The 18,391-nt window shown below is 70.9% G+C and carries 20 protein-coding genes; 9 read left to right on the top strand and 11 right to left on the bottom strand.

Annotation, left to right across the window (positions count from 1 at the left end; translation table 11 throughout):
* The first annotated feature begins 22 nt into the window (after positions 1–22).
* From ACFYW7_RS33620 to ACFYW7_RS33610, 3 genes are read left to right on the top strand one after another with little or no spacing between them, the layout of a single operon-like run.
* On the top strand, positions 23–1,015 hold the full coding sequence (locus ACFYW7_RS33620) for an AraC family transcriptional regulator (RefSeq protein WP_389509398.1): 993 nt from the start codon (positions 23–25) through the stop codon (positions 1,013–1,015).
* The gene (locus ACFYW7_RS33615; protein ID WP_389509443.1) at positions 916–1,701 is read left to right on the top strand and encodes an AzlC family ABC transporter permease; all 786 of its coding nucleotides are present in this window, start codon (positions 916–918) and stop codon (positions 1,699–1,701) included. The genes ACFYW7_RS33620 and ACFYW7_RS33615 overlap by 100 nt, the downstream gene beginning before the upstream one ends.
* Positions 1,698–2,006 carry an AzlD domain-containing protein gene (locus ACFYW7_RS33610; RefSeq protein WP_389509396.1) on the top strand — a complete coding sequence of 103 codons (309 nt, stop codon included), beginning with the start codon at positions 1,698–1,700 and terminating at the stop codon, positions 2,004–2,006. The genes ACFYW7_RS33615 and ACFYW7_RS33610 overlap by 4 nt, the downstream gene beginning before the upstream one ends.
* Before the next feature lie 64 nt (positions 2,007–2,070).
* Here ACFYW7_RS33610 and ACFYW7_RS33605 read toward each other — a convergent pair whose 3' ends face one another.
* The gene (locus tag ACFYW7_RS33605; protein ID WP_389509394.1) at positions 2,071–3,015 is read right to left on the bottom strand and encodes a hypothetical protein; all 945 of its coding nucleotides are present in this window, start codon (positions 3,013–3,015) and stop codon (positions 2,071–2,073) included.
* A gap of 81 nt (positions 3,016–3,096) precedes the next feature.
* On the opposite strand from ACFYW7_RS33605, the gene ACFYW7_RS33600 reads away from it, so the two are divergent.
* Both ACFYW7_RS33600 and ACFYW7_RS33595 read left to right on the top strand, forming a co-directional pair.
* Positions 3,097–3,291 (top strand): DUF3046 domain-containing protein, encoded by a 195-nt coding sequence (locus ACFYW7_RS33600; protein WP_389509392.1) that lies wholly within the window; start codon positions 3,097–3,099, stop codon positions 3,289–3,291.
* A gap of 60 nt (positions 3,292–3,351) precedes the next feature.
* The gene (locus tag ACFYW7_RS33595) at positions 3,352–4,563 is read left to right on the top strand and encodes an AI-2E family transporter (protein WP_389509391.1); all 1,212 of its coding nucleotides are present in this window, start codon (positions 3,352–3,354) and stop codon (positions 4,561–4,563) included.
* Between the two features lie 79 nt (positions 4,564–4,642).
* On the opposite strand, the gene ACFYW7_RS33590 is transcribed toward ACFYW7_RS33595, so the two are convergent.
* The gene (locus ACFYW7_RS33590; RefSeq protein WP_389509389.1) at positions 4,643–5,440 is read right to left on the bottom strand and encodes a hypothetical protein; all 798 of its coding nucleotides are present in this window, start codon (positions 5,438–5,440) and stop codon (positions 4,643–4,645) included.
* A gap of 373 nt (positions 5,441–5,813) precedes the next feature.
* Here ACFYW7_RS33590 and recA point away from each other — a divergent pair, with 373 nt between their 5' ends.
* Both recA and recX read left to right on the top strand, forming a co-directional pair.
* Positions 5,814–6,938: a recombinase RecA gene (recA, locus tag ACFYW7_RS33585; protein ID WP_389509387.1), complete on the top strand. Its 1,125-nt coding sequence runs from the start codon at positions 5,814–5,816 to the stop codon at positions 6,936–6,938.
* Positions 6,939–6,941: 3 nt separating this feature from the next.
* Positions 6,942–7,856 carry a recombination regulator RecX gene (recX, locus tag ACFYW7_RS33580; RefSeq protein ID WP_389509385.1) on the top strand — a complete coding sequence of 305 codons (915 nt, stop codon included), beginning with the start codon at positions 6,942–6,944 and terminating at the stop codon, positions 7,854–7,856.
* 336 nt (positions 7,857–8,192) lie between these two features.
* Here recX and ACFYW7_RS33575 read toward each other — a convergent pair whose 3' ends face one another.
* The 8 genes from ACFYW7_RS33575 to ACFYW7_RS33540 all read right to left on the bottom strand — a co-directional run bounded on the left by ACFYW7_RS33575 (position 8,193) and on the right by ACFYW7_RS33540 (position 14,778).
* Positions 8,193–8,603 carry a rhodanese-like domain-containing protein gene (locus tag ACFYW7_RS33575; protein WP_389509383.1) on the bottom strand — a complete coding sequence of 137 codons (411 nt, stop codon included), beginning with the start codon at positions 8,601–8,603 and terminating at the stop codon, positions 8,193–8,195.
* On the bottom strand, positions 8,600–9,133 hold the full coding sequence (locus tag ACFYW7_RS33570; protein WP_389509441.1) for a cysteine dioxygenase: 534 nt from the start codon (positions 9,131–9,133) through the stop codon (positions 8,600–8,602). The genes ACFYW7_RS33575 and ACFYW7_RS33570 overlap by 4 nt, the downstream gene beginning before the upstream one ends.
* A 79-nt stretch (positions 9,134–9,212) precedes the next feature.
* Positions 9,213–9,284 carry a putative leader peptide gene (locus ACFYW7_RS33565; protein ID WP_318658241.1) on the bottom strand — a complete coding sequence of 24 codons (72 nt, stop codon included), beginning with the start codon at positions 9,282–9,284 and terminating at the stop codon, positions 9,213–9,215.
* A gap of 141 nt (positions 9,285–9,425) precedes the next feature.
* Positions 9,426–11,177: an FAD-dependent monooxygenase gene (locus tag ACFYW7_RS33560; RefSeq protein WP_389509381.1), complete on the bottom strand. Its 1,752-nt coding sequence runs from the start codon at positions 11,175–11,177 to the stop codon at positions 9,426–9,428.
* Between the two features lie 186 nt (positions 11,178–11,363).
* Complete coding sequence (locus ACFYW7_RS33555; RefSeq protein WP_389509379.1) at positions 11,364–12,266, bottom strand: amino acid ABC transporter permease; 903 nt, start codon at positions 12,264–12,266, stop codon at positions 11,364–11,366.
* Positions 12,263–12,931 carry an amino acid ABC transporter permease gene (locus tag ACFYW7_RS33550; RefSeq protein WP_389509438.1) on the bottom strand — a complete coding sequence of 223 codons (669 nt, stop codon included), beginning with the start codon at positions 12,929–12,931 and terminating at the stop codon, positions 12,263–12,265. Before ACFYW7_RS33550 ends, ACFYW7_RS33555 begins: the two co-directional genes overlap by 4 nt.
* A gap of 152 nt (positions 12,932–13,083) precedes the next feature.
* Positions 13,084–13,923 (bottom strand): glutamate ABC transporter substrate-binding protein, encoded by an 840-nt coding sequence (locus ACFYW7_RS33545; RefSeq protein WP_389509377.1) that lies wholly within the window; start codon positions 13,921–13,923, stop codon positions 13,084–13,086.
* A gap of 78 nt (positions 13,924–14,001) precedes the next feature.
* Positions 14,002–14,778: an amino acid ABC transporter ATP-binding protein gene (locus tag ACFYW7_RS33540; RefSeq protein ID WP_389509375.1), complete on the bottom strand. Its 777-nt coding sequence runs from the start codon at positions 14,776–14,778 to the stop codon at positions 14,002–14,004.
* A gap of 286 nt (positions 14,779–15,064) precedes the next feature.
* Between ACFYW7_RS33540 and ACFYW7_RS33535 the strand changes: the two genes are divergently transcribed.
* Positions 15,065–15,751, top strand: a complete 687-nt coding sequence (locus tag ACFYW7_RS33535; RefSeq protein WP_389509373.1) for a response regulator transcription factor — start codon at positions 15,065–15,067, stop codon at positions 15,749–15,751.
* A gap of 9 nt (positions 15,752–15,760) precedes the next feature.
* Positions 15,761–17,164, top strand: coding sequence for an ATP-binding protein (locus tag ACFYW7_RS33530; RefSeq protein WP_389509371.1), 1,404 nt, complete (start codon positions 15,761–15,763; stop codon positions 17,162–17,164).
* Positions 17,165–17,292: 128 nt separating this feature from the next.
* Here the strand turns inward: ACFYW7_RS33530 and ACFYW7_RS33525 are convergent, their stop codons facing one another.
* Positions 17,293–18,291, bottom strand: a complete 999-nt coding sequence (locus ACFYW7_RS33525) for a TAXI family TRAP transporter solute-binding subunit (RefSeq protein ID WP_389509369.1) — start codon at positions 18,289–18,291, stop codon at positions 17,293–17,295.
* Positions 18,292–18,391: the final 100 nt, after the last annotated feature.

Here is an 18,391-nt window from a genome sequence, read left to right as displayed (position 1 = left end):
GGCAGGGGCGGAGAATGGGGACGTGGCAGGTTCGGGGCAGGAGCGGGCGCGGCACTGGCAGTACGCGGAGCTGCCCGGCGTCGATCTGCTGCGAGCCCGCTACGTCGAGAAGATCTTCGTGCGGCACACCCACGAGAACTTCGTGATCGCCGCCATCACCGAGGGCGTCGAGGTCTTCCACCACGGCGGCGCCGACCAGTACGCGGGCCCGGGTTCCCTCGCGCTCGTCAACCCCGACACCGCGCACACCGGTCGCGCCGGCGTTCCCGAAGGCTGGCGGTACGGCGCGGTGTACCCCTCGCCGGACATGGTGGCCGGAATCGCCGCCGAGACCACCACCCTGCGCGGAACTCCCGGATTCGCCCGTCCGGTGCTCGACGACCCGTACGCGGCGGAACTGGTCCACCAGGTGCTCCGGGCGGCGGAGGAGGGCAACGCGCTGGCCGCCGACACCCTGCTGCGGGTCGCCGTGACCCGGCTGCTGCGCCTGAACGGAGGGCCGCTGCCGCAGCGGCCGGTGCGTACCGCGGGCGGTCGGCTCGCCGCACGCGCGCGTGGCGTGCTGGAGGAGCGCATGACCGAGCCGCCGACCCTGGAGGGGCTCGCCGCCGAGCTCGGCACCAGTCCGTTCGCGTTGCTGCGCGCGTTCCGGGACACGTACGGGATGCCGCCCCACACCTGGCTGACCGACGCGAGGGTGCGCCGGGCACGACGGCTCCTGGACGCCGGTTCCGCGCCCGCCGAGGCGGCCGTCGCCGTCGGCTTCACCGACCAACCCCACCTCAACCGCCACTTCACCCGGATCGTCGGCGTCCCCCCGGGCGCCTACCAGCGCGAGCGCAAGAACGTACAAGACGTCGGGGGGCGACCGCTCGTACCGTCCGGTGCGTGGCAGATCAGACAGCTCTCGCAGACATACGCAGTGAAGAAGGCGGAAAATCCGACGGCGCCGTCGTCCGGGACGCTCTCGGGGTCGGGCTCGCCGTCGGACTGTCCGGTTTCGCCTTCGGGGTGACCTCCGCCGGCAGCGGGCTCACCCTGTTGCAGTCCTGCGCGCTCAGCCTTCTGGTGTTCACCGGGGCGTCCCAGTTCGCGCTCGTAGGGGCTCTCGCGGCCGGTGGCAACCCGCTCACCGCCGCGGCGGGCGCGTTCTTCCTGGGGGTGCGCAACGCGTTCTACGGGCTGCGCCTGTCACAGTTGCTCGCTCTCCCGCGCGCGGTGCGTCCGTTCGCCGCGCAGTGGGTGATCGACGAGACCACCGCCGTCGCCCTCGCCCAGCCCACCCGCCGCGGCGTCCGTATCGGCTTCACCGTCACAGGGCTGTCCCTGTACCTGCTGTGGAACCTCACCACCCTGCTCGGCGCCGCCGGGGCCGAGGCCATCGGCGACACCGACGCGTGGGGTCTGGACGCCGCCGGGCCCGCCGTGTTCCTGGCCCTGCTCGCGCCGATGCTGAAGACCACCACGGAACGGGCCGTCGCGGGAATCGCCGTCCTGCTGGGGCTCGGCCTGCTGCCCGTGCTGCCCGCCGGAGTCCCCGTCCTGGTGGCCGCCCTGGCCGCCCCCGCGGTGCTCTACGTGACGGGGCGCAGAGCCGGGGCGGCCGACGCACCCGCCGACGGGGCGGACGACGCGCCGGCCCATGTATCGAAGACGCCACCGACCGGCGCACCGCACGACGCTTCGGGGGAGGACCGTTGAACATCTGGATCGCCATCGGCGCCACCGCGGTCGGCTGCTACGCCGTCAAGCTCATCGGTCTGCTGATCCCCGCGGGCGTACTGGAGCGGCCGCTCGTACGGCGCCTCGCCGCGCTGCTGCCCGTCGCCCTCCTGGCCGCCCTCACGGCCCAGCAGACCTTCGCCGACGGGCGCGTCCTGGTCGTCGACGCGAAGGCGGCGGGGCTCGCGGCGGCCGCGGTGGCGCTGATCCTGCGCGCTCCGTTCCTGCTGGTGGTCGCCGCGGCCGTGGTGGTGACGGCCGGGGTCCGCGCGCTGACGGGCTGACACCCCGGCACGGCACGGGGTGCTCCGGTCCGGAATCGGGCGTCCCGGGCCGGACCGGGGCGCCTCAGCCGATGGGCCGCCCGTAGGCCCGGAGCGTGCGCAGCGCCTCGATCGTCACCATGGGGCGGCATTCCAGGGCGACGCCCGGTGCCCACTGGCGCCAGCGGATCGGCCACCCGCCGTCCTCCTGCTGCTCGTCCGCGAGGTGGTCCAGGGAGCGCGCCATCTCCTCGTCGGTGAACCACGCGCGCGCGAGAGAGTCCGGAGTCCGCGCGTAGTCGTGCGGGAAGTGGTGCTCACCCGGCGCGTAACCCGGCGCGACCGGGTACGCCTCCAGGCGCTCGGGGTTCAGCGCGGCGAGCCGCTGCTCACGCACGAGACGGCCCAGCCGGTCGGCGCTCGCCTCCGCGCGCGGACGATCGGCCGCGGAGTCGAGGAACGCGACCGCCGCCTCGATCTCGTAGGGATGGGACTTCTCCAGGGACTCGACCGCCTGCCAGCAGAAGTCGGTGGCCCGGAACAGCCAGGCGTGCCACACCTCGTTGCGGTGGAGCAGGCCCACCACCGGGCCGGTGGCGAGCAGTTCGCTCGGCGGATCGTCGAGGACGGGCACGAAGGGGGCCGTCGGATAGTCGCGTCGGCCGCGACGGACCGCCGGCAGTGCGCCGTCCGCCGTCGACACCGAGGTCAGATAGCCGCACAGGCGCTCCACGCGGCGGCCTCCGCAGCGTCCGATGGAGTCGAGCACGCGCAGCGCGTGCCCGGTGTGCAGCGGCTGGCTGAGCGGGCCGCGCAGGTCGGGCTCGAGCGCGTGACCGTATCCCTCGTCCTCGTTGCGGTAGGCGGCCAGCGCGGTCTCCACCGCGTCGGCGCCGCCGTCGAGGAAGTGATAGGCGAAGCGGCGTTGTTCCAGCACGCGCGCGGTGAGCCAGACGAAGTGCTCGGCACGTGCCAGCGGGGACCGCGCGGGGGGCGGCGGGGGGAGTGGGGATGCTCCTGTTTCGGCCATGCGTCAGACCGTAGGACGGAAAGCGGTCTCGGCAGGCGGTCCCCGGCTCGGCCCCACTCTCAGGGGCGGGATACTGGAGTCATGCGGTTGACGGTTTTCTGGGAGCGGATGGCGGAGCACTTCGGTGCGGGGTACGCCGAGACGTTCGCGCGCGATCATGTGATGTCGGAACTGGGCGGGCACACCGTCCAGGAGGCGCTGAACGCGGGCTGGGAGGCCAAGGACGTGTGGCGCGTGGTGTGCGCGACCATGAACGTTCCGTCCGAGAACCACTGACGGGGACGTAAGACCCGGGGGCGTGGATCCATTGTCGGCGGCGTGGGCCAGACTTGCTCCGTGGCCCCGACAGACGAGAACGCGCAGGTCGATCAGCAGGCATCACCGTTCGGCACGACGCCGCCCGACCCTCCGGGCGGGGGCGCCGTGGCGGACGGCGCTCGCATGCCCCGCTGGCTGCCGCGTGCCATGGTGCTCGCCCTCGCGCTCATCGCCGCGTTCCAGCTGGGAAGTTGGGCGTTCCACCAGCTCACCGGGCTGCTGATCAACATTCTCATCTCGTTCTTCCTGGCGCTCGCGATAGAGCCCGCGGTCAGCTGGATGGCGTCCAAGGGCGTACGCAGAGGACTGGCCGCGTTCTTCGTCTTTCTCGGCTCGGTGATCGTGATCGCCGGGTTCGTCACCCTGCTCGGCTCGATGCTCGCGGGCCAGATCATCAAGATGGTCGAGGGTTTCCCCGAGTACCTCGACTCGGTCATCAACTGGATCAACGCGCACTTCCACACCGACCTGCGACGGGTCGACATCCAGGACAGCCTGCTCCACTCCGACTGGCTGCGGAAGTACGTGCAGAACAGCGCCACCGGCGTCCTGGACGTGTCCGGGCAGGTCCTGGGAGGACTCTTCCAGCTGCTGACGGTCTCGTTGTTCTCGTTCTACTTCGCCGCCGACGGACCGCGGCTGCGACGGGCCCTGTGCTCGGTGCTCCCGCCGGCCCGGCAGACCGAGGTGCTGCGCGCCTGGGAGATCGCCGTCGACAAGACCGGCGGCTATCTGTACTCACGCGGCCTGATGGCACTGATCTCGGGTGTGGCGCACTACATCCTGCTGGAGGCGCTCGGCGTGCCCTACGCGCCCGTGCTCGGTGTGTGGGTGGGCCTGGTCTCCCAGTTCATCCCGACCATCGGCACCTATCTCGCGGGCGCCCTGCCGATGCTGATCGCGTTCACGATCGACCCCTGGTACGCGCTGTGGGTGCTCGTCTTCGTCGTGATCTACCAGCAGTTCGAGAACTACGTGCTCCAGCCCAAGCTGACCTCCAGGACGGTGGACATCCACCCCGCGGTCGCCTTCGGGTCCGTCATCGCGGGCACCGCGCTCCTCGGGGCGGTCGGCGCGCTGATCGCCATCCCCGCCGTCGCCACCCTCCAGGCGTTCCTCGGGGCGTACGTGAAGCGGTACGACGTCACGGACGACCCGCGGGTGCACGGGCACCGTACGCGCAACCCGGCCGGGCTCGCCGCCCGCGTGCGGCGGCTGTTCGGCCGGTGACCCGCACCAGTCCGGTGACGTGCACGAGTGCCGGTGCCCCGCACCGGTGCCGGTGACGTTCACCGGGCGGCGGTGACGTTCACCAGGTGAGGACGGACTGGACACCGGTGCCGACGACGGCCGCCGCGTAGCAGCCGACGGCCCCGTACACGACCCGCTGCCTGACCTTGTCGGTCCAGTCGGTGCGCGACAGCAGCCAGGCCAGCGCGGGCAGGACGAGGACGGCGTGCAGGCTCACCCCGTGCAGCGGCTTGAGCGGAGCCGTCGAGTGGTACGCGGCCTCCTGGTGGCCGGTCCGGGTGAGGACGACCCCGCGCGCGATCATCGCGGCGCCCGAGGCCAGCGCGACGAGCAGGATCGCGAACCCGGAGCGCACGGCGAGCGGCATGCCCAAAGGGCCCGTGGGCCGGTCACGGAACGAGGCGACGGCGAACACGGTCAGCAGCACGACCAGAACCCCTCCGCCGACCGCGAGCATCATGGACACCGCCGTGTCGAAGCCGGTCTCCATGTCGAGATGCGAGGGCACCCGGCGCCACGCCTGGAGGGTGATCCCGCCGACCTCCACCACGCAGTCCGCGGCGAACACCACGAGCAGAGTCGTGCGCAGCCTCGCCCCCACCCGCACGTACGACGTGACCCAGGTGATCGCGATCAGCGTCAGCCCGAAGGAGAGCCCGAAGGTGACGGGCTTGCGCCAGGAGACGGGACCGTCCCACGGGCCGCCGTCCACGGCGAGGACCAGCAGATGCAGGCACCCCGAGAGGACGAGCAGGACGCCCGTCGCGCAGCAGAGCCACTCGGCGGGCCGCAGCGCCGGCTTCGGCGGCGTCAGGGGGCGGGTCCTGGTCGGAAGGCTGGTCCTCGTCGTTCGCATGGCCCACAGCCTGGCGCGCGGACCGCGTCGCGTCGTCGTCCGGCCGGAGGCACCGGCGGTACGACCGGGGGAGTAGCGCGCGGCCCGGGAGCGGCGACCGGACGGGTGCCGGCTCCGGCCCGCGGGGACGTCCGGCGCGTCGTCGGAGCGTGAACGTAGTTTCGGAGGTGCCGCGTGGTGTGCTTGACACAAAAATCGAACATCCATTCTGATTGAAGTTCCGGCGGTGCTCTCGACGGGGATTGAGGCATGGTTTCGGCTGATATGTGCCCGAGTTATCCACAGGCCGGATGGGCGTCGGGGCGCATTGTCAGTGGCAGGCGTTAGCGTCTTTGACGTGAAGCGATCGACTCAAGCAAACCGGGTGGAACCCATGGCAGGAACCGACCGCGAGAAGGCGCTCGACGCCGCGCTCGCGCAGATTGAACGGCAGTTCGGCAAGGGCGCCGTGATGCGTCTGGGCGAGCGGCCGAATGAGCCCATCGAGGTCATCCCCACCGGGTCGACCGCGCTCGACGTCGCGCTCGGCGTCGGCGGCCTGCCGCGCGGCCGAGTGGTGGAGGTATATGGCCCGGAGTCCTCCGGCAAGACGACCCTGACCCTGCACGCGGTGGCGAACGCGCAGAGGGCCGGCGGCCAGGTGGCCTTCATCGACGCCGAGCACGCCCTCGACCCCGAGTACGCGAAGAAGCTCGGCGTCGACATCGACAACCTGATCCTGTCGCAGCCGGACAACGGCGAGCAGGCCCTGGAGATCGTGGACATGCTGGTCCGCTCCGGCGCGCTCGACCTGATCGTCATCGACTCCGTCGCGGCCCTGGTGCCGCGCGCCGAGATCGAGGGCGAGATGGGCGACTCGCACGTGGGTCTGCAGGCTCGTCTGATGAGCCAGGCCCTGCGGAAGATCACCAGCGCGCTCAACCAGTCGAAGACCACCGCGATCTTCATCAACCAGCTCCGCGAGAAGATCGGCGTGATGTTCGGCTCCCCGGAGACCACGACGGGTGGCCGGGCGCTGAAGTTCTACGCCTCGGTGCGACTCGACATCCGCCGCATCGAGACGCTGAAGGACGGCACGGACGCGGTCGGCAACCGCACGCGCGTCAAGGTCGTCAAGAACAAGGTCGCGCCGCCCTTCAAGCAGGCCGAGTTCGACATCCTCTACGGGCAGGGCATCAGCCGCGAGGGCGGCCTGATCGACATGGGCGTGGAGCACGGCTTCGTCCGCAAGGCCGGCGCCTGGTACACGTACGAGGGCGACCAGCTCGGCCAGGGCAAGGAGAACGCGCGCAACTTCCTGAAGGACAACCCCGACCTCGCCAACGAGATCGAGAAGAAGATCCTGGAGAAGCTGGGCGTCGGTGTGAGGCCGGAGCAGCCCGCCGCCGCGCCTGGCGCGGACGCGGCGGTCTCGGCCGCCCCGGACGACGCCGCGAAGTCGGTGCCCGCTCCGGCGGCCAAGACCACCAAGTCCAGGGCCGCGGCGGCCAAGAGCTAGTCCATGACACGACGAACCGACTGGGCCGAGTACACCCACCCCCTCACCCCCGAGGGAGACCGGCAGGGGTACGGCGGGGGCGACAGCGGCTCGACCGGAGACGGTGACGGCTCGTACGACGACGGGGGGTACGGCGGAACGCCGTACGGCGCCGCCGACGGGCTCCGTCTCACCGACGGCTTCCACGACACCGGTCCGGAGGACGGCGGTTCGACGGGCGGTGACGCGCGGCGGGGTGACGGCCTGCCGGGCGGTCGTGGCTTGACGGGCGCGGCCTCCCGACGTGGTGGACGCGGCGACGGTGGACCGCGTGATGGACGAGGGCGTCGGAGACGGGGCGGTTCCGGTGAGCCGTCCGACGACCCGCAGGACGGAGACACCCCCTCCTCGTCGAGGGCCGAGAAGGGGGAGTCCCCGAGGGACCCGGCTGAGCGGGCGCGCGCGATCTGCCTGCGCCTGCTCACCGGGACCCCGCGCACCCGGAAGCAGCTCGCGGACGCGTTGCGCAAACGCGAGATCCCGGACGAGGTGGCGGACGAGGTGCTGTCACGGTTCGAGGAGGTCGGGCTGATCAACGACAGCGCCTTCGCGGACGCCTGGGTCGAGTCCCGGCACCATGGCCGGGGTCTGGCCAGACGGGCGCTCGCCCAGGAACTGCGGACCAAGGGCGTGGAGCCGACGCTGATCGACGAGGCCGTCGGACAGCTCGACTCCGAGCAGGAAGAGGCGACCGCGCGCGACCTGGTCGCCCGCAAGCTGCGCTCCACCCGTGGGCTCGACCGCGACAAGCGGCTGAGGCGCCTCGCGGGCATGCTCGCCCGCAAGGGCTACTCCCAGGGCATGGCCCTGCGCGTGGTCCGGCAGGCGCTGGAGGAAGAGGGCGAGGACACGGAGGGGCTCGGCGACGAGGGATTCTGATCGCCGGACGCGTGCGGCCTCGATGCGGTGGCCGCCTGCCGGCCCCCGCCGTCAGGGTGCTCGCATGGGCCGCACCCTTCGGGACCCCTCGGCCCTCGTCCCGAGCGGCGCCCGAGCCGCTTGAGGCGCCCGCCCCTTGGACGGAAGCCGGTCCGTGCACGACCCGTCACCGGGGGCGCGTGGGCAGGCGCCACTGGTGTCCGAGCCGCCCGGAGCTCCAGCCTTGGTCAAGGAGCCGGTCCGGGCGCGATCCGTCACCGGGGGTGCGCAGGGGGACGCCCCTCATCCTTCAGGACAGGTGATGCCCGAGGTGCCCACCCCCGTGCGCGAGGCGGGTCAGGTCCTCGTGTCGGTGGTCGTCACCGGAAGGCCCGCGCTCTTCCACGCCTGGAAGCCGCCGACCAGATCGGTGGCCCGGTGCAGCCCGAGTCGACGCAGCGACTCGGCGGCCAGGCTGGACGCGTACCCCTCGTCGCAGAACACCACGATCCTCAGGTCATGGCTCGTCGCCTGAGGGGCGCGGTGACTGCCGGTGGGGTCGAGCCGCCACTCCAGTTCGTTGCGCTCGATGACGAGGGCGCCGGGGACCAGGCCGTCGCGTTCCCGCAGGGCGGCGTACCGGGTGTCGACGAGAAGCGCCTCGCCGGCCCGCACGGCCTCGAACGCCTCCTCGGGCTCCACCCGGTCCAGGCCCGCGCGGACCTGCTCCAGCAAGCTGTCGATGCCGACGGGCGGCGGCGTGCTCACTGCCAGTCCTGCGGGCGCTCGACGTGCTCCAGTCGCAGAACCTGACCGGTACGGCTGTAGCGGCGGATCTGCGGGAGCGGCGGGTAATAGGCGTGGACCGAGATCGCGTGTTCGTCGAGGGACTCGTTCAGGACCTCGTGCACGTGATGGCGACCGAAGGCGCGGCCGTTGCCCGCGGGCAGCTTCCGCTGCCGGTCGATCTCTTCGGTGAGTTCCAGGGTCTTCCAGCCGTCGGCGGGCAGCCGGGCGGCGAGCGAGTTCTCGTTGAGTTCGCCGGACGCGGTGAGGAAGGCGCCCACCGACTCGGCGTGATCGTGCCACCCGGTTCCGGTTCCGGGTGGCCAGCCGATGAGCCAGGCCTCGCTGCCTCCCGGGCCTTCGAGCCGCACCCATGTGCGGCCCTCGGGGTCGAGGGGGAGCGAGGCGATCAGCTCGGCATCGGCCGCCGTACGGCGTACGAAGTCGAGAAGGTCGGCCTGCGTCGGCGGACGGGGCACGGCGACGGCGGACGTGGGGGCGGAGGGTGACATAGACACTCGGACCGTCCTGGGGATTCGCGGGGGAGCGCGCGGTGGCACGGGGCGGCGCGCTGGGGAGAAGGATGCGAAATCAGAAGGACGGACGACACACGCAGCCCGCGTAGCGGACGAGGTCCATATGGACCCTCCGCCACAGGCGCACACAGGTGTCGGTCACGATCCGGAGTACACCATGGTGGCGCAGACCGGTCAACTCACCGTCACCATGTGGACCATGGAGGTCCGGGGCACAGGGAAGTCCCAGCTCGGAAGGGCCCCGGCCGTTCAACTCGGCACCGGGCGTTCAACTGCTGCCCGCTGCCGCCTCCGCCGTCTCCGGGACGTTAGCCGGTCCGCCGAGCGTGGCCTCGGCGGCCTCGTACAGGTCGGCCGGGCGCACTCCGCCGAGCGCCGTGACCAGGTGTCCGTCGGGGCGGACGAGCAGCACGGTGTGCGCGGCCGCGCCCGGGTAGCTCTCCGCGACGAGCAGTTCGGCGGGGTGCGGCAGCGCGGTCACCGCGGCGGCGAGCCGGGGCATGATGCCGGCCGTCACCCAGTGCTTGCGCTCCCACACGCCCGTGCCGGGAGCGATCAGCACGACGAGCAGGACCCCGCGCCCGAGCCGCTCCCTCAGGGGGACGAACGAACCGTCCTCCGCGGTGACCAGGACATCGACGACCGGTGCGCCCGACTCGGTGTCGACCGGGGCGTGCGAGTCGGCCTGCGGCGGCGCGAGCGGGGAATTCGCGTACGTGCCCGGCGCACCCAGCGGTCCGGTACCCAGGTGACCGTCCGTGAGCAGCAGGTCGTGCCCGCGCGCGGATCCGGGGACGTAGGAGCGCAGACCGCCACCGCCCCGCAGCAGGGGCAGCGCCTGGTCGGCGGCTCGCAGCCGGGCGGCGACCACGGCACGCCGCTCCGCCTGGTAGCTGTCGAGGAGTGCCTTGTGCGGGCCGTGGTGCCAGGCGAGGGCCAGTTTCCAGGCGAGGTTGTCGGCGTCCCGCAGCCCTTCGTCCACCCCCTGGGTGCCGAGCGCGCCGAGCAGATGGGCGGCGTCCCCGGCGAGGAAGACCCGGCCGGCGCGCCACCGGCGGGCGAGACGGTGGTGGACGGTGTGGACTCCGGTGTCGAGCAGTTCGTACGCGGGGGTGGTGCCCCCGCTCCAGCCTCCGAGGGTCTCCCGGATGCGCGCCACCAGCAGGTCGGGCGTGACCAGGTCCTTGCCCGGCGGCAGCAGCCAGTCCAGGCGCCAGACGTCCTCCGCGAGAGGGCGGGCGGTGACCTCGCTCACCGAGGGGCCGGACGTCCGCCACGGCGGCATCCGGTGCAGCAACGCCTCGCCGGGCCACGGGAGTTCCGTACGCAGGGCCGCCACGGCGTGCCGCTCGACGGCGGTACGTCCGGGGAAGCGGATGTCCTGGAGCTTGCGTACCGTCGAGCGTGGCCCGTCGCAGCCGACCAGGTAACTGCCGCGCCACCAGGTGCCTTTGGGGCCACGGGTGTGTGCCGTGACACCCGCCGCCTCCTGTTCGAGGGAGTCGAGACGGCTGTGCGCGGCCACCTTGACGAGCCGCTCGTGGATGATGGCCTCGCGCAGGGCGCCGGTCAGCGCGTGCTGGGCGATGTGCAGCGGAGCGGCGAACTCCTCGCCCTCGGCGGGGCCTTCCGCGCTCCGGGACGTCCCGGAGCCCCGCGCGGCGGCGCTTCCCCGGGACCCGGGGCTCCGGGAGTCCTCGTCGGCCCGGGATCCGGTGACGCCGCTCCCGCTCCGCGTGTCCGCCGGACCCTCCGCGTCGAACGAGATCTCGCGCATCACCTGCTTGCGCCGCATCGACCGCCATCCGGCCCAACGGAAGCCGGCGTCGTCGAGCGGGAGACCCGTCAGCCGCTCGACGAGCGCGACCGTGTCCTCGCGCAGCACCACGGTCCGCGCGAGCCGCTGTTCGTCCTTGCCGGGTCCCTCGTCGAGGACCACGGAGGGGACCTCCTGGCGGGCCAGCGCGAGGGCGAGTGCCAGTCCCACGGGCCCTGCTCCGACGATGATCACCGGGTCCACGACGCGGTGCCCCCCGCCCGGAGCTGTGTCCTGAGGGACGTACGGGAACAGGCAGGTGGAGCGGGGTGCACGATCACAGAACGTATGCAACCCATTGCCGCTGCTTGCGTCAAGTGACGGGGGCGGTGGTGATCATGCCCTCGCCCCCGTCCCGGTGGACGGATCGACCGTTCGTCGGACGACTCGTCAGAAAGAGGCCCCGCCCGCCCCGCCCGCGCCGGTCGCCGCGGAGCCGGCGATCGACGCGTCGTTCGCCGAGAGCACCGCACCGGTCGTCTTCTTGCCCCGCCGCAGCCTGCCCTCCAGCCAGGACGCGAAGCTGGTGATCGCGAAGTTCACCACGATGAAGATGGCGGCGACCACGATGAAACTCGGAATGACGTTGGCGTAGTTGGCCGCGAGCGTGCTCCGCGCGGTGAGGAGTTCCGAGTACCCGATCATCACGCCGCCCAGCGCGGTGTCTTTCACGATGACGACGAGCTGGCTGACGATCGCCGGGAGCATCACCGTCACCGACTGCGGCAGCAGGATGCTGGTCATCGTCTGGCCCTTGCGCAGACCGATCGCGTACGCGGCCTCCGTCTGTCCCTTGGGGAGCGCGAGGATGCCCGCCCGTACGACCTCGGCGAGGACCGACGCGTTGTAGAGCACCAGGCCGGTGACGACCGCGTAGAACGGACGGTCCTCGCTGGGGATGTTCGAGGACTTGGCGAAGAGTTCGTTCGCGAACAGCATGAGGAGCAGGACCGGGATCGACCGGAAGAACTCGACCACGGCGCCCGCGGGAACGCGCACCCAGCGGTGGTCGGACATCCGCGCGATGCCGAAGACGGCGCCCAGCGGAAGGGCGATCACCATGCTGAGCGCGGCCGCCTTCAGGGTGCCGAGGAGCCCCGGCCACAGGTAGGTGCTCCAGGCGTTCGCCGTGGTGAACGGCTCCCACAGGTCCCATTTCAGCTGGCCCTTGTCATCCATGGCCAGCCAGATCCACCAGAGGAACAGGGCGAGCAGGACGACGAAGAGCGCCGAGAGCACGAGGTTGCGGCGTTTGGCCCGGGGGCCGGGGGCGTCGTAGAGGACGGAGGTCATCGCTTCACCGCCATGCGCTTGCCCAGCCAGCCGAGGAAGAGGCCGGTGGGGAGGGTCAGGACCACGAACCCGAAGGCGAAGACCGCGGCGATGAGCACCGTCTGGGCCTCGTTCTCGATCATCGTCTTCATCAGGGTGGCGGCCTCGGCCACGCCGATGGCGGCGGCCACGGTCGTGTTCTTGGTCAGGGCGATCAGTACGTTCGCCAGCGGGACGATGACGGAACGGAACGCCTGCGGCAGCACGACGAGCCGCAGCGTCTGGCTGAAGCTCAGCCCGATCGCGCGGGCCGCCTCGGCCTGTCCGACCGGCACGGTGTTGATGCCGGAGCGCAGCGCCTCGCAGACGAAGGCCGCGTGGTAGCCGACGAGACTGAGTACCGCGAGCCGGAAACCCTGGACATCGAAGTCGTCGGGCGCGCCCAGGGTGACACCGAAGATGTCCGCGAGACCGAGCGAGCTGAAGACGATGATCACGGTCAGCGGGATGTTCCGGACGATGTTCACGTAGGCGGTGCCGAATCCGCGCATGAGCGGGACCGGACTGACCCGCATCGCGGCCAGCAGGGTGCCCAGGACCAGGGAGCCGAGGGCGGAGACGAGGGTGAGCTTCACCGTCATCCAGAACGCCCCTAGGACGTCATAACCTTGAAGAAAGTCGAACACGATCTCCCGCGCTTCCGGGTGGTGGCGTACTGGCGGACGCGGTGTGCCGCCGCCGTGATCGCGGCCGGGCGGCGGCACACCTGCGGAACCCCGCGTGAACCGCGGATTCCTGCGTTACCTGAAGGTCCCTGCGTTGGTCGGCGGTCGCCGCGCTACTTGACGATCACGCCGATCTTCGGGGCCTGCTCGTACTTGTAGTTCGTCCCGAAGTTCTTCTCGACCGCCGTCTTCCAGGCGCCGTCGCTCACCATCTTCGTGAGGGCGGCGTTGATCTTCTTCTCCAGCTCGGCGTCGCCCTTCTTGAGGCCGATGCCGTAGTTCTCGTTGCTCAGCTTGAGCCCGGCGAGCTTGAACTGACCCTTGTACTTGTCCTGGGCGGCGAAGCCCGCGAGGATCGAGTCGTCGGTGGTCACCGCGTCCACGGCGCCGCTCTGCAGGGCGGCGATGCACTCCGAGTAGCCGCTGTACTGCTTCAGGCTGGCCTTCGGGGCGATCGTCTTCTGGACGTTCTGCGCCGAGGTCGAACCGGTCACGGAGCACAGCTTCTTGCCGTTGAGGTCCGTGCCCTTGGTGATGTCCGAGTCCTTCTTGACGAGCAGGTCCTGGTGGGCCAGCAGGTACGGGCCGGCGAAGTCGACCTTCTGCTTGCGCTCGTCGTTGATCGAGTAGGTGGCCGCGATGAACTTCACGTCGCCGCGGGAGATCGCGTTCTCACGGTCGGCGCTCTTGGTCTCGATGAACTCGATCTGGTCCGGCTTGTAGCCGAGCTCCTTGGCCACGTAGGTCGCGACGTCGACGTCGAAGCCGGCGAAGGAGCCGTCGGGCTGCTTCAGTCCGAGACCGGGCTGGTCGTACTTGATGCCGACCTTGATCTTGCCGCCGCCCGAGGACGAGGACCCACTGTCGTTCTTGTCGTCGGAACCGCACGCGGTGGCGGTCGCGGCGAGAGCCAGTACGGCGGCCGAGACGGCGGCTGCCTTGCGGAGCTTCATGGTGAACATCCTTTGAGTGAGGAAGAACTTGAGGCCGTCGGCGGGCGGGTGAGCGAGCTGTCCCGCATGGGCGGGACGTCAGTGGTGCAGGATCTTCGAGAGGAAGTCCTTGGCACGGTCGCTGCGTGGGTTGCTGAAGAACTGGTCCGGCACAGCCTCTTCGACGATGCGGCCGTCGGCCATGAAGACGACACGGTTGGCAGCCGAACGGGCGAACCCCATCTCGTGGGTGACGACGATCATGGTCATGCCGTCCCGGGCGAGCTGCTGCATGACTTCGAGGACCTCGTTGATCATCTCGGGGTCCAGCGCGGAGGTCGGCTCGTCGAAGAGCATGACCTTGGGATCCATGGCCAGCGCCCGGGCGATCGCGACACGCTGCTGCTGGCCGCCCGACAACTGTGCGGGGTACTTGTCGGCCTGCGTGCCGACACCGACGCGGTCGAGCAGCCCGCGGGCCTTCTCCTCCGCCGCCTTCTTGTCGGTCCTGCGGACCTTGACCTGCCCCAGCATCACGTTCTCGAGCACGGTCTTGTGCGCGAAGAGGTTGAAGGACTGGAAGACCATGCCCACGTCGGCCCGGAGCCGGGCGAGCCCCTTGCCCTCCTGGGGCAGCGGCCTGCCGTCGATCGAGATGTCCCCCGAGTCGATCGTCTCCAGACGGTTGATGGTGCGGCACAGGGTGGACTTCCCGGACCCGGAGGGTCCGATGACCACGACGACCTCGCCGCGGGTGATCGTCAGGTCGATGTCCTGGAGCACGTGCAACGCGCCGAAGTGCTTGTTGACGCTCTTCAGGACGACCAGTTCTTCGGTGGTGGGCTTGGCGTCCTGGACCGCCGATACGTCGGTCATCGCTTTTGGGCTCCGTCCTCCTCGGTTTCGGAGGACAGTAGTGATGCCGCACGACCAGCGTCATCACATCTGAGGGGAACTTGAGCATCACGATCCGGTAGCAATCGGACACGTGTCGTAGCAGCCCGTACAGGTGCGCGTACCGGCTGGGTAACGGAAGCCCCGCGCAACCCGAAGCCCCTTGACGCCGTCCTTGTCCATCGGCGTGACTTCCTTCTTGGCGCTCGCGCGCGCACCGAGCTCGGAAGACCGAGATCGTACGACCGATGAACCGGAGGGGGCCGGAATGAGACTGCTCCTCGTCGAGGACGACAATCACGTCGCCGCCGCCCTGTCCGCGGTGCTGGCACGGCACGGTTTCGACGTCACACACGCCCGCAGCGGCGAGGAGGCGTTGCGCGCGCTCGTCCCGGAGAGCGACGGGTTCGGTGTCGTCCTGCTCGACCTGGGGCTGCCCGACCAGGACGGCTACGAGGTCTGCGGCAAGATCCGCAAGCGGACCGCCACGCCGGTGATCATGGTGACCGCGCGCGCGGACGTCCGCTCCCGCATCCACGGCCTCAACCTCGGCGCCGACGACTACGTGGTGAAGCCCTACGACACGGGAGAGCTGCTCGCCCGCATCCACGCCGTCAGCCGGCGCAGCGTCCACGACGACGCGACGGCCCCCGGCGAGACCGCGCTGTGCCTCGGCCCCGTACGCATCGAGCTCCCCAACCGCCAGGTCACCGTGGACGGTTCGACGGTCCAGCTCACCCGCAAGGAGTTCGACCTGCTCGCGCTGCTCGCCCAGCGCCCCGGAGTCGTGTTCCGCCGGGAGCAGATCATCAGCGAGGTGTGGCGCACCAGTTGGGAAGGCACCGGGCGCACCCTGGAGGTGCACGTGGCGTCGCTGCGTTCCAAGCTGCGCATGCCCGCGCTGATCGAGACCGTACGCGGCGTCGGGTACCGGCTCGTCGCCCCGGTCGCGTAGCGGGCACGGGTGCGCACCCGCCTGCTCCCGCTGCTCATCGTCCTGATGGCGGCCGTGCTGCTCGCGCTCGGCATCCCGCTGGCGGTGAGTGTGGCGGCCGCCGAGCAGCAGCGCGTGATCGTCGACCGGATCGACGACACCGCCCGCTTCTCGGCCCTCGCCCAGTACGTCACCGTGCCCACCGACGGCGACGAGGACTTCCCGGACGAACGCGCCGAGACCCTGAGCAACGAACTCGCCCGCTACTACGCGGTGTACGGCATCCGGGCCGGCGTCTTCTACCGCGACGACAAGCCCATGGCCTACGCCCCCGACGACTGGCGTCTGCCCAAGTCCGGTGTGGCGCGCGAGGCCTTCGAGGAAGCGCTCGTCAGCCGCCGCAGTCACGACCCGCAGCAGGTCTGGCCCTGGCAGCGCCACCGTCTCGTCGTCGCCTCCCCGGTCATCAGGGACGGGGACGTCATCGCGGTGGTCGTCACCGACTCGCCCACCGGGCAGATGCGTTCCCAGACCCTGCGCGGCTGGCTGATCATCGGCGCGGGCGAGATCGCCGCGATGCTCCTCGCGCTCGGCGCCGCGCTACGGCTCACCGGCTGGGTGCTCAGGCCCGTGCGCGTCCTCGACGCGACCACCCACGACATCGCGACGGGACGCCTGAAGTCCCGGGTCGCCGCCGCCGGCGGCCCACCGGAACTGAGGCGTCTGGCCCGGTCGTTCAACGAGATGGCGGACAACGTCGAGGAGGTGCTGGAGCAGCAGCGCGCCTTCGTCGCCGACGCCTCGCACCAACTGCGCAACCCGCTCTCGGCGTTGCTGCTGCGCATCGAGCTGCTCGCCCTCGAACTCCCCGAGGGCAACGAGGAGATCGCCTCGGTCCGCACCGAGGGCAAGCGTCTCACCCAGGTGCTCGACGACCTGCTCGACCTGGCACTGGCCGAGCACGCCGAGGCCGACGTGCGCCTCACCGACATCGGGGAGCTGACCGCCGAGCGGGTGGCGTCCTGGCAGCCGGTCGCCGAGAGCCGGGGCGTGCTGCTGACCGGGACCTGCCCGGCCACCACCGCCTGGGCCGACCCGGTCACGCTGTCCAGCGCCCTGGACGCGGTGATCGACAACGCGGTCAAGTTCACCCCCGAGGGGGAGAGCGTCGAGGTGACGGTCGCCTCGAACGGCGAGGTGTCGACCGTCGTGGTCACCGACGGCGGCCCCGGCCTCGGCGACGAGGACCTCGCCCGCATCGGCGACCGCTTCTGGCGCAGCGCGGTCCACCAGAACGTCAAGGGTTCGGGCCTCGGCCTCTCCATCTCGCGGGCCCTGCTCGCGGCGGGCGGCGGCTCCATCGCGTACGACCACCACGAACCGCACGGGCTGCGGGTGACGGTGACGGTACCGAGATCGGGTCCGGTGGCCTGAGCGGCCTCCCGACGGCTCCCTGGCCGCGGGCCACGGACCGCGCGATGCGGACGGCCGGCTCCGGTCGGCCGGCTCCGGGCCGCCGAATGCCGACCGTCTGCCGCCGACCGCCTTCTACCGGCTGCGCGTCACGGTTTGATCGACCGGTAGTAGCGGCGGGCACCCTCGTGCAGGGGAAGCGGGTCCGTGTAGATCGCCGTGCGCAGGTCCACCAGTTGGGCCGCGTGCACCACCTCGCCGATGTGGTCGCGGCTGGCGATGACCGTCCGGGTCAGCTCCTCGGTGAGCCTCGCGTCGGCGTCGTCCCGGGTGATGAGGAGGTTCGCCACGGCCAGCGTCGGTACGGGAGTCTCGCGCTGTGCCTTCGGATAGGCGTCGGCGGGCATCACCGCGGCCCGGTAGTACCGGGAGGCGCCGCCCTGCTTGTGCAGCTTCTCGATGACGTCGCCACCGATCGGCACCAGCCTGATGTCGTCGGTCTTCGAGAGCCCCTGCACGGCGGTCGTCGGCAGGCCTCCCGACCAGAAGAACGCGTCGATCTTGCGGTTCTTGAGCAGGTCGGGCGTGTCCTGGATGCCGTAGGCGAGGGGTTCGATGTCCGTGCCGGGGTCCAGTCCCGCGGCCTGGAGGACGTGGTCGGCGATCAGCCGCACCCCGGAGCCGCTCGGCCCGACAGCGACCTTTCTGCCCTTCAGGTCCGCCACGGAACGCACCGGCGACGAGCGCGGGACGACCAGGTGCACGTAGTCGTCGTAGAGCCGGGAGCAGCCGCGCAGCCGGCCCGATCCCGGTTTGTTCTGCAGGATGTACGTCTCCACGGCGTCGGCCGCCGCGATGGTGTAGTCGGCCGCGCCGGTGGCCACCCGCCGCACGTTCTCCTGTGACCCGTCGCTGTTCTTCAGCACTACGTCCAGGCGTGGCAGGTCCCCGGCGATCGCTTCCTGAAGGAGCTTGCCGTACATCTGGTAGACACCCTTCTCGGTGCCCGTGCTGAACGTGATCGCCCCGCTCGGGGACTCCTCGTCCAGCGGCAGCAGCCACCACAGCAGCAGCCCGACGACCGCGAGCGCGGCCGCCGAGCCGAACAACGCGGGTCGTCGACCGGGACGACGGAGTGCCTGGAACATGCGCGCGATCCTGCCAGTTTCCGGGCGGTCCTGGCCAGGGCGGGACCCGGCGGAGGCTTCGGGCGGATCGGTAGGCTCGCCGGATGCAGCCGCTCTCCCC

This window comes from Streptomyces sp. NPDC002580, from assembly GCF_042889485.1.
In the GTDB taxonomy this organism is placed as follows: Bacteria; Actinomycetota; Actinomycetes; order Streptomycetales; family Streptomycetaceae; genus Streptomyces.
Note: the sequence above shows the minus strand (reverse complement) of the source record. Positions and strands in the feature narration are given on the sequence as shown.

Bases quoted from the DNA above. Each gene is read 5' to 3' on its own strand.
- ACFYW7_RS33605 (WP_389509394.1), bottom strand. From the start codon at position 3,015: ATGGCCGAAACAGGAGCATCCCCACTCCCCCCGCCGCCCCCCGCGCGG.
- ACFYW7_RS33600 (WP_389509392.1), top strand. From the start codon at position 3,097: ATGCGGTTGACGGTTTTCTGGGAGCGGATGGCGGAGCACTTCGGTGCG.
- ACFYW7_RS33590 (WP_389509389.1), bottom strand. From the start codon at position 5,440: ATGCGAACGACGAGGACCAGCCTTCCGACCAGGACCCGCCCCCTGACG.
- recA (WP_389509387.1), top strand. From the start codon at position 5,814: ATGGCAGGAACCGACCGCGAGAAGGCGCTCGACGCCGCGCTCGCGCAG.
- recX (WP_389509385.1), top strand. From the start codon at position 6,942: ATGACACGACGAACCGACTGGGCCGAGTACACCCACCCCCTCACCCCC.
- ACFYW7_RS33570 (WP_389509441.1), bottom strand. From the start codon at position 9,133: ATGTCACCCTCCGCCCCCACGTCCGCCGTCGCCGTGCCCCGTCCGCCG.
- ACFYW7_RS33555 (WP_389509379.1), bottom strand. From the start codon at position 12,266: ATGACCTCCGTCCTCTACGACGCCCCCGGCCCCCGGGCCAAACGCCGC.
- ACFYW7_RS33545 (WP_389509377.1), bottom strand. From the start codon at position 13,923: ATGAAGCTCCGCAAGGCAGCCGCCGTCTCGGCCGCCGTACTGGCTCTC.
- ACFYW7_RS33540 (WP_389509375.1), bottom strand. From the start codon at position 14,778: ATGACCGACGTATCGGCGGTCCAGGACGCCAAGCCCACCACCGAAGAA.
- ACFYW7_RS33535 (WP_389509373.1), top strand. From the start codon at position 15,065: ATGAGACTGCTCCTCGTCGAGGACGACAATCACGTCGCCGCCGCCCTG.
- ACFYW7_RS33525 (WP_389509369.1), bottom strand. From the start codon at position 18,291: ATGTTCCAGGCACTCCGTCGTCCCGGTCGACGACCCGCGTTGTTCGGC.